At 67.1% G+C, this 8,831-nt stretch carries 6 protein-coding genes and 1 pseudogene; 3 read left to right on the top strand and 4 right to left on the bottom strand.

From position 1 onward, the window contains the following. The 3 genes and pseudogenes from DBR20_RS23365 to blaL2 all read right to left on the bottom strand — a co-directional run. Positions 1 to 341, bottom strand: a pseudogene (locus DBR20_RS23365) (hypothetical protein); the annotation flags it as partial. Between the two features lie 56 nt (positions 342 to 397). Then, positions 398 to 1,612: a cation:proton antiporter gene (locus DBR20_RS16195; RefSeq protein WP_108266929.1), complete on the bottom strand. Its 1,215-nt coding sequence runs from the start codon at positions 1,610 to 1,612 to the stop codon at positions 398 to 400. 117 nt (positions 1,613 to 1,729) lie between these two features. After that, entirely contained in the window at positions 1,730 to 2,641 is a 912-nt protein-coding gene (gene blaL2 / locus DBR20_RS16190; RefSeq protein ID WP_108266927.1) for a L2 family extended-spectrum class A beta-lactamase, read from the bottom strand. A gap of 175 nt (positions 2,642 to 2,816) precedes the next feature. Between blaL2 and ampR the strand changes: the two genes are divergently transcribed. Continuing rightward, a complete protein-coding gene (gene ampR, locus DBR20_RS16185) occupies positions 2,817 to 3,680 on the top strand; it encodes a LysR family transcriptional regulator AmpR (RefSeq protein WP_108266925.1) in 864 nt (287 codons plus the stop codon). A 91-nt stretch (positions 3,681 to 3,771) separates the two neighbouring features. On the opposite strand, the gene DBR20_RS16180 is transcribed toward ampR, so the two are convergent. Beyond that, complete coding sequence (locus tag DBR20_RS16180) at positions 3,772 to 5,637, bottom strand: ABC-F family ATP-binding cassette domain-containing protein (RefSeq protein WP_108266923.1); 1,866 nt, start codon at positions 5,635 to 5,637, stop codon at positions 3,772 to 3,774. Between the two features lie 334 nt (positions 5,638 to 5,971). Here DBR20_RS16180 and DBR20_RS16175 point away from each other — a divergent pair, with 334 nt between their 5' ends. Both DBR20_RS16175 and DBR20_RS16170 read left to right on the top strand, forming a co-directional pair. Next, entirely contained in the window at positions 5,972 to 8,359 is a 2,388-nt protein-coding gene (locus DBR20_RS16175; RefSeq protein ID WP_108266921.1) for a TonB-dependent receptor, read from the top strand. Between the two features lie 281 nt (positions 8,360 to 8,640). Continuing rightward, a partial coding sequence (locus DBR20_RS16170) for a hypothetical protein (protein ID WP_146187035.1) occupies positions 8,641 to 8,831 on the top strand: 191 nt, incomplete at its 3' end.

The raw sequence follows: 8,831 nt of genomic DNA, 5'->3' as shown, positions 1-8,831 counted from the left end.
TCGTGCTTCAGGCGCACGCCGTGCTCGGTGCGGGTCAATACCCAGGTGCGCGAATGGTCATCGCCCACGTGGAACGGGATGCGCAGCTCATGACCCGGGTCGGCACAGCCACGCACATGCATCACCAGCTTCTGCCCGGCAAAGGGATCTTTGCCGGTGGGCGCCGGCGTGTCTTCCACCACCTTGCCCTCGTAGGCCTGGCCGCAATGGGCTGCGATGGCGGCCATGAAGGCATCGGCCGGCGCGGTCGCCAGATCGTGGTTGACCGTGTGCGATGGCTGCGAGCAGGCGGCGAGGCCGAGCAGGGCGATGGCGGAAGCAACAGCGGCGATCGGTTTCATGCCCCAACCCTAACGGCCATGGCCGATGCGCGCAAACCGCACTCCCTGGATCTGCCTCAGCGCTCGGCTGCAGGGGCGGCCGCAACCACTTCCGTCGCCGCCACCGGCGCGTCTTCGCCCTGCCCTGCCGGTTCCTGCTCGACCGGATCGACATCGAACGGCGTACGGAACACCAGCGAGGGCAGCAGCGTGGTCAATGCGGCGTACAGCAGCAACGCGCCGAACAGCACCGCCGGAATCTGGAAGCGATCGCGCATGATCGCGGCCAGCACGAGCGTGAAGATCAACGTCGGTGCCAGCGCCAGTGACACGCGCAGACTGCTGCGGAAGCTCTCGCCGAACATCACGCGGCGCTGCAGCCAGACCACCGCGATGCGCAGCGGCAGCACCACCAGGGTGATGACGATGCCCAGCCCCAGCGCCTCCCAGCTCAGCGCTTCGCTGGGCACCTTGGTGCCGGCGTTGAAGAAGTAGAACGGCACGAAGAACGAGGCGAACAGACGCAGCGCATGCAGGTTTTCATGCGAGGCCAGCAGCGGCATGCGCTGGTGCAGCAGCCGCGCGACCAGGCCGGCGATGAAGGCGCCGACCAGGTAGTACACGCCCAGCAGGTAGGTGATGTAGGCCGCCACCATGCCGACCATCACCAGCAGCGAGAATTCCGAGCCCGGCGCATGCGGCGCAACCCAGCGACCGAGCGCGATGAACAGCAGCGGCAGGCCGATCATCATCGCCAGCAGCGCCGTGCTGGACAGCGCCATGTGCGTCGGATCCCCCGCCTGCAGCACGATGAACAACGCCGCCAGGGCCAGCAGTTCACCGGCAATGGCCTTGCTGGTGACCCAGAACCGTTCGTCCTCGCTCAGCCCCAGCCGTGACAGCGAATCCATGATGAAGCCGGTGGACGGGGTCAGCAGCGCCAGCGCCAGCAGCCCTGCCGCCTGCCATGGCAGACCGGCGTAACGCCAGGCCAGCCAGCCGACGCCGAACAGGGTCGCACTGCGGATGACCAGATGCGCCAGCAGCGGCCACATGCCGCGCCGCAGGGCCTGCAGGTCCACTTCCAGGCCGGCGAACAGGAACAGCGAAGAGATGCCCAACGTGGCCAGCAGTCCGATGACCGCGTCGTGCGCCTGGTCGCCCAGCCAGAGCATGCCGATGATGCCGAACAGCAGGCAGGTCAGGGGCGCGGGCAGGCTGAACCGCTGCAGCGCGCGCGGGATCACCAGCAGCGCGAAGATCAGCAGCAGGTAGACCAGTTCATGACTCATCGGCGACTTCCATGTGGATCGAAGGCGCGCAGGATGCACGCCTGCGCGCGGCGGGACAAGTAGAACATTGCTGAAAATCAGCCCCTGCCCTGCGACATCCATGTGCAGCCGCTGCGGTCAGGCGATCAGCCCATCGGCGATGCGCCCGACCTGCGCAAGCACCGCCGCGCGCTGTTCGAAGCTGATCGCGCCCGCCTGCAGATAGGCCGTCACGATCCACGGCGAACCACCCTGCACCGGCCACAACACGGCGATGTCGTTGCGGGCGTCTTCACCATTGCTGCCGGTCTTGTCGCCCACCCGCCAGCGCTTGCCCAGGCCTGCGCGAAGGCAGGCATCGCCGGTTTCGTTGTCGATCAGCCAGTCGGCCAGCTGCTGGCGTGAGGCCGGCTTGAGTGCATCGCCCAGCACCAGCCGCCGCAGGGTCGCAGCAATGGCCGCAGGCGTAGTGGTGTCGCGTGGATCGTCGAGGGCGAAGCTGTTCAGTTCCGGCTCCAGGCGATCGCTGCGGGTGATCGTGTCGCCGGTGGCGCGCAGGAACGCGGTCACTGCCGGCGGCCCACCGATCGCTGCGAACAACAGATTGGCGGCGGTGTTGTCGCTGGTGATCAGCGTGGCCCGGCACAGGTCGCGCACGGTCAGGTCCTTGCCGACGTGACGGCGGGTGACTGGCGCGTGCTCGAGGATGTCCTGCGCCCGCACCGGCAGGCGCCGGTCCAGCAGTGCCGGATCGCGTTCAGCCTGTTTGAGCACCGTGGCAACCAGCACGCTCTTGAAGGTGCTGCAGAGCGGGAAGCGCTCGTCCTGGCGATGGCCGAGGCGACGACCACTGCCGGTGTCGAGCAGGGTCACGCCGAGTCGACCGCTGCACGCCTTTTCCAGCGCGGCGAAATCGCTGGCGGCGGCGATGGCGGCAGGGGTTGGCGCGGCGGCCATGGTTGTTGTGGCGGCGCGGGCGAGCAGCGGCGCCGCGAGCGCGGAAGCGGCGGCAGCTCCACTGAACTGCAGGAATCGGCGACGAGCGAGCATTCGGGTTCTCCTGGGCGAATTCCGATTATCGGAGGCCATCAACGCTGGCTACCAGCGCGGATTTTCAGGAGGAGACATTAATTTAATTCATGTATAGCGCAGATATTCTGCCGCCATTTCAAAGACACCCGCCAACCAGATACGATCAGCCATCATTCCGGCTCACGGCTCACGCATGCTCCACCCCACCCTGCCGCTGAATGCGCTGCGTGCCTTCGAAGCCGCTGCCCGGCACCAGAACTTCACCCGCGCTGCTCTGGAACTCTGTGTCAGCCAGGCCGCGCTGAGCCACCAGATACGCGGGCTGGAAGACCGTCTGGGCGTCCGCCTGTTCCATCGCCTGCCCCGCGGCGTGGCACTGACCGAGGAAGGAGCAGCGCTGTACCCGGTGCTGAATGAATCCTTCGAACGCATTTCAGCCAGCATCGCCCGCTACACCGGCGGCCCGGCACGGGAAGTGCTGACGATCGGCGTGGTCGGTACCTTCGCCACCGGCTGGCTGCTGCCGCGGCTGGCCGCGTTCGACGCCGCGCACCCGGATATCGAGCTGCGGCTGCAGACCCACAACAACCGCATCGACCTGGCCGGAGAAGGCCTGGACCTGGCCATCCGTTTCGGCGATGGCGACTGGCAGGGGCAGACCTGCACGGCGATCCTGGACGCGCCGTTCGCGCCGTTGTGCGCGCCGGCGCTGGCGCGGCGGCTGAAGCATCCGCGCGACCTGGCGACCTTGCCGCTGCTGCGTTCGTACCGCAGCGACGAATGGCCGCGGTGGCTGCAGATGGCCGGGGTCAACGGTGTGGAAGCGCGCGGACCGGTGTTCGATTCGTCGTTGACGCTGGCTGTGGCTGCGGCCGGTGGCGCAGGCGTCGCCCTGCTGCCGCGGTGCATGTTCGAGGCGGATCTGGCCGAGGGCCGGCTGCTGCAACCGTTTGCCACCACGCTGGAACTGGGCCGCTACTGGCTGACCCGGCTGCGCTCACGTGCAGAGCGGGAACCGGCCAAGCGCTTCCGCGAATGGCTGCAGGCGCAGGGGTGAAACACGCGCGCCGCGGGTAGCGCCGGGCCATGCCCGGCGAGCGCAGCGGATGGGAAAAGCCGCCGGGCATGGCCCGGCGCTACCGATGGAATCAGGATTCCAGCAGTTCCATCCAGGCCGCTTCGGCCTTTTCCAGCTGCGCGGCGGTAGCTTCGCGGTCGCGGCCGAGCACGGCCATGCGCGTGGCATCGGCGTAGTTGCTCGAGTCGGCAAGCTGCCGGTCCAGTTCGGCCAGCACACCTTCCAGCTCAGCGACCTTGGCTTCGGCGCTGGCCAGCTTGTGCGGGTTGACCGGCTTCTTCTGCACCATCTGCGCGACCGGTGCGGTCTTGACCACCACCGGTTCCTCCACCTGCTCCATGCGTACCTTGGTGCCCTGCGCCTGCGGGCGCGTACGCAGCCAGGCGGCATACGCGTCGAGGTCACCGTCGAACGGCTCGACCACGCCATCGGCCACACGCCAGAAGGTGTCGCAGACCAGGCCGATCAGATGGCGGTCATGCGAGACCATCACGATCGCGCCGTCGAAGTCGGCCAGCGCTTCGGCCAGCGCTTCGCGCATTTCCAGATCCAAGTGGTTGGTCGGTTCGTCGAGCAGCAGCACGTTCGGCTGCTGGTAGGCGATCAACGCCAGCGCAAGGCGTGCGCGCTCGCCGCCGGAGAATCCATCCACCGGTTCAAAGGCACGGTCGCCCGGGAAATTCCACTTGCCGAGGAAGTCGCGGAACGACTGGTTCGGTGCATCCGGGGCCAGGTCGCGGAAGTGTTCCATCGGCGACTGGCCTTCATGCAGCGACTCGACCGTGTGCTGGGCGAAGTAGCCGATACGCAGGTCCGGGTGCGCGGCGCGCTCGCCGGCGATCGGTGCCAGTTCGCCCACCAGGGTCTTCACCAGCGTTGTTTTACCGGCGCCGTTGGGGCCCAGCAGGCCGATGCGCTGGCCCGCTTCCAGGCCGAAGCCCACGTTGTGCAGGATCACCGAGTCGCTGCCGTAGCCGGCCTCGACGTGGTTCAGGCGGATCAGCGAGAACGGCAGCTTGGCCGGCGGCGCAAACTCAATGCGGAACTCGCGCTCGGCGCGCACCGCCTCGGTACCGGCCAGCTTGGCCAGTCGCTTCATCCGGCTCTGCGCCTGCGCGGCCTTGCTGGCCTGGGCCTTGAAGCGGTCGATGAAGCTCTGCAGATGGGCGCGCTCGGCCTGTTCCTTGTCGTGCGCGATCTGCTGCTGGCGCAGCTGTTCGGCGCGCTGGCGCTCGAAATCGGTATAGCCGCCCGGATACAGCTTGGCGCCACCACCGTGCAGGTGCAGGGTGTGGGTGGCGACGTTGTCGAGGAACTCGCGGTCATGCGAGATCAGCAGCAGGGTGCCCGGATACTTCAGCAGCCACTGTTCCAGCCAGTACACCGCGTCCAGATCCAGGTGGTTGGTCGGTTCGTCGAGCAGCAGCAGGTCGCTGGGCATCATCAGCGCGCGAGCCAGGTTCAGGCGCACGCGCCAGCCGCCGGAGAACGAGGACACCGCGCGGTGGTGCGTTTCGGCCGGGAAACCCAGACCATGCAGCAGCTTGCCGGCGCGCGCTTCGGCGTCGTAGGCGTTCAGCTCGGCCATGCGCGTATGCGCCTCGGCCACCGCTTCCCAGTCCTCGCGGGCGGTGGCTTCGGCCTCGGCGGCCAGCACGGCGGCAACCTCGACGTCGCCGCCCAGCACGAAGCTCAGCGCCGGGTCCGGCAGCGACGGGGTTTCCTGGGCAACGCTGGCGATGCGGATCTTGCCCGGCAGGTCGACGTCACCCTTGTCGGCCTCCAGCTCGCCCTTCACCGCCGCGAACAGGCTGGACTTGCCAGCACCGTTGCGGCCGACCACGCCTACCCGGTAACCGGCATGCAGAGTCAGGTCGACATTGGACAACAGCAGCCGCTCGCCGCGGCGCAAGGCGAAATTACGAAGCGAAATCATGGGGGGAGGCGTCCATATAACCGAATGGAATGTGCTGGTAAGCACTGTTCCTGCGACGCAATTCTAACGTTAACGAATACTTGACGCGCCCCGGGATGCGCGGCGGGCGACGTTCCTCTCTCCCACGTCCTGTCCGCGCGCCTCCCGGGCCCCTCCCCCCGTCACTGCCTGTCGCAGCTAAATGGTTGCTGCTGCAACGTTTTTTCTGATGACCGGCATTTGACAGGCGCTGAATATCCCGTTAATTCCTGTATTGCGCACCGCAACAACCGTCGTCCGCTCACCCCCGTGATGTCGATTCCGGTGCCATCCCGCCAACCGGAGCCCCCTCCCGATGACCCGCAAGACCAGCCTGATCGCCGCCGCCGTCGCTGTCGCACTCGGTGGCTCTCCGTTCGTTGCCGCCGCCCAGCAGGCCGGCACCGCCGCCAACACCCTGGATACGGTGATCGTCACCGGCACCCGCGTGGCCGACCGCACGGTCGCCGAATCGCAGTCGCCGATCGACATCATCACCCCCGAGATCCTGCAGTCCACCGGTACCGGTGAGCTGGCCACCGCGCTGTCGCGCGCGCTGCCGTCGCTGAACTTCCCGCGCCCGGCACTGACCGACGGCACCAGCGGTGTGCGCCCGGCACAGCTGCGCGGCCTGTCGCCGGACCAGGTGCTGGTGCTGGTCAACGGCAAGCGCCGCCACACCTCGGCGATGATCAACGTCAACGGCAGCATCGGCCGTGGTTCGTCGGCGGTGGACATCAACGCGATTCCGATCGCCGCCATCGAGCGCGTCGAGGTGCTGCGTGACGGGGCCTCCGCACAGTACGGTTCGGATGCCATCGCCGGCGTCATCAACATCGTGCTGAAGGGCAGCGGCAGTGGCGGCAGCCTGGCCGTCGACTACGGCCAGTATTCGGCCGGCGACGGCAACAAGTACCAGCTGTCCGGCGATACCGGCGTGGAGTTCGGCAACGGCCGTGGCCGCGTGCACGTGGCCGGCCAGATCAGCCAGCAGGACGAGAGCGACCGCGCCGGCCCGTACCGCGGCACCACGCCGAACACCGGCAATTTCCCCAGCATCGGCCAGACCACCTTCATCGTCGGCGACCCGAAGGTGGACGCCACCGCAGCCTCGGTCAATGCCAGCTACGACTTCAGCGACCACGTGACCGGCTACGCCAGCGCGCTGCTCAGCAACCGCGACATCACCTCGTTCGCGTTCTACCGTTCGCGCAACCACAGTGGGCAGAGCGCGCTGCTGGCGCAGACCTACCCGGACGGCTACGTGCCGCAGATCAACCAGTACTCCAAGGACCGTTCGCTGGTGGCCGGCGTCAAAGGCAACACCGACAACGGCTGGACCTGGGACCTGAGCCTGAACCACGGCGAGAACACCCTGGATTTCCACACCCGCAACAGCATCAACTACAGCCTGGGCGCGACCAGCCCGCGTTCTTTCTACGACGGTACGCTGAAGTACCAGCAGGACATCTTCAACGCCGACCTGACCAAGTCGCTGGACTGGGGCCTGGCCTATCCGGTCACGCTGTCCTTCGGCGGTGAGTACCGTCGCGAGAAGTGGGACCAGAACCCGGGTGAACTGAACTCCTATACCGGCACCGGCGCGCAGGGCTTCGCAGGCTTCACCCCGACCAACGAAGTGCACACCGACCGCCACAACTACGCGGTCTATGCGGGCCTGGAAGCGGACCTGACCGAGAAGTTCTCGGCCGGCATCACTGGCCGTTACGAGGACTACTCGGACTTCGGCGACCGCTTCTCCGGCAAGCTGTCGGCGCGCTACGCGTTCACCGACAAGGTCGCGCTGCGGGCAACCGCTTCCAGCGGCTTCCGCGCGCCGTCGCTGCCGCAGCAGGGCTACCAGGCGGTGACCAGCCAGTTCACCAACGGCGTATTCGTCGAACGCGGCACCTTCCCGACCACCAGCCAGGCCGCACAGGCGCTGGGCGCTTCGCCGCTGAAGGCGGAGACGTCCACCTCCTACAGCCTGGGCCTGGTACTGCAGCCGATCGACCGCCTGTACATCACCGTCGATGCGTACCAGATCGACATCGACAACCGCATCGCGCTGTCGTCCAGCATCACCACCAACGCCGCTTCCAGTGCGCTGCTGTCCGGGCTGGGCCTGCCGCAGGTCACCGCGTTCTCGTACTTCACCAATGGCCTGGACACCCGCACCCGCGGCGTCGACTTCGTGTCCAGCTACACCGTGCCCTTCAGCGCCAGCAGCCTGGAACTGACCGCGGCGTACAGCTACAACGACACCGAAGTACAGCGCGTGGGTGGCACGCCGGCGGTGTTCGGCACGCTGGGCCTGACCCAGTCGCTGATCGGCCGCGATGAGATCGGCCGCATCGAAGACAGCTACCCGCACGACAAGACCATCCTCAGCGGCACCTGGCGCTCGGACCACTGGGAGCTGGGCCTGGCGGCGACCCGCTACGGCAAGTTCACCGTGCGCAACTCGGCCACGGCCGCGCGTGACCAGACCTACGGCGACAAGTGGGTGCTGGATGCTTCGGCCAGCTACAAGCCGAGCGCGAACTGGACGCTGACGGTGGGTGCCGACAACCTGCTGAACGAGTACCCGGACCGCACCGAGGATCTGCAGAACTCGACCTTCGGCATGCTGCCGTACAGCAACTACTCGCCGTTCGGCTTCAACGGCGCGTACGTGTACGGGCGGATCAAGTACAACTGGTAAGTGGTGAGGGGCGTGCCGGGCCCTGCCCGGCGGCTGCTCCACACGCCTGCCGGCTTTGCGCCCGGCGGGCGTGGTCGTGAACGCATGCCGGCGCCCGCTCATGCGTCCGGTTTCCAGACTGTGCCCTGCCGCACGCGCGTCTCAGGTTGTCCCGTGCATAATCACCGGATCAACGAAGGAGCCGCTCCGTGACGAGAGCCTGCATCACTCGCCGCCATGTGCACGCTGCGCTCGCGTGGGTTGCGTTGGCGGCCTCCCTGTCCGGGTGTTCAGGAGATCACGTGAAACCCAGCTATTCCAAGTCGAGCCTGGAGCCGGTCGTCGTCACCCAGCTCTCCGCAGCGAAGCTCCAGGTGCAGTTCAATGAGCCGATGGAGAGCATGTACTACGCTGCAGGGATGAGCTACGTCGTGGAGGGCGGCACCATGAAGGTCGTTGTTGATCGCTGCCCCATATCCGGCGAATGCAAAAC

It is taken from the genome of Stenotrophomonas sp. HMWF023, from assembly GCF_003060985.1.
Taxonomy (GTDB): domain Bacteria; phylum Pseudomonadota; class Gammaproteobacteria; order Xanthomonadales; family Xanthomonadaceae; genus Stenotrophomonas; species Stenotrophomonas lactitubi.
Note: the sequence above shows the minus strand (reverse complement) of the source record. Positions and strands in the feature narration are given on the sequence as shown.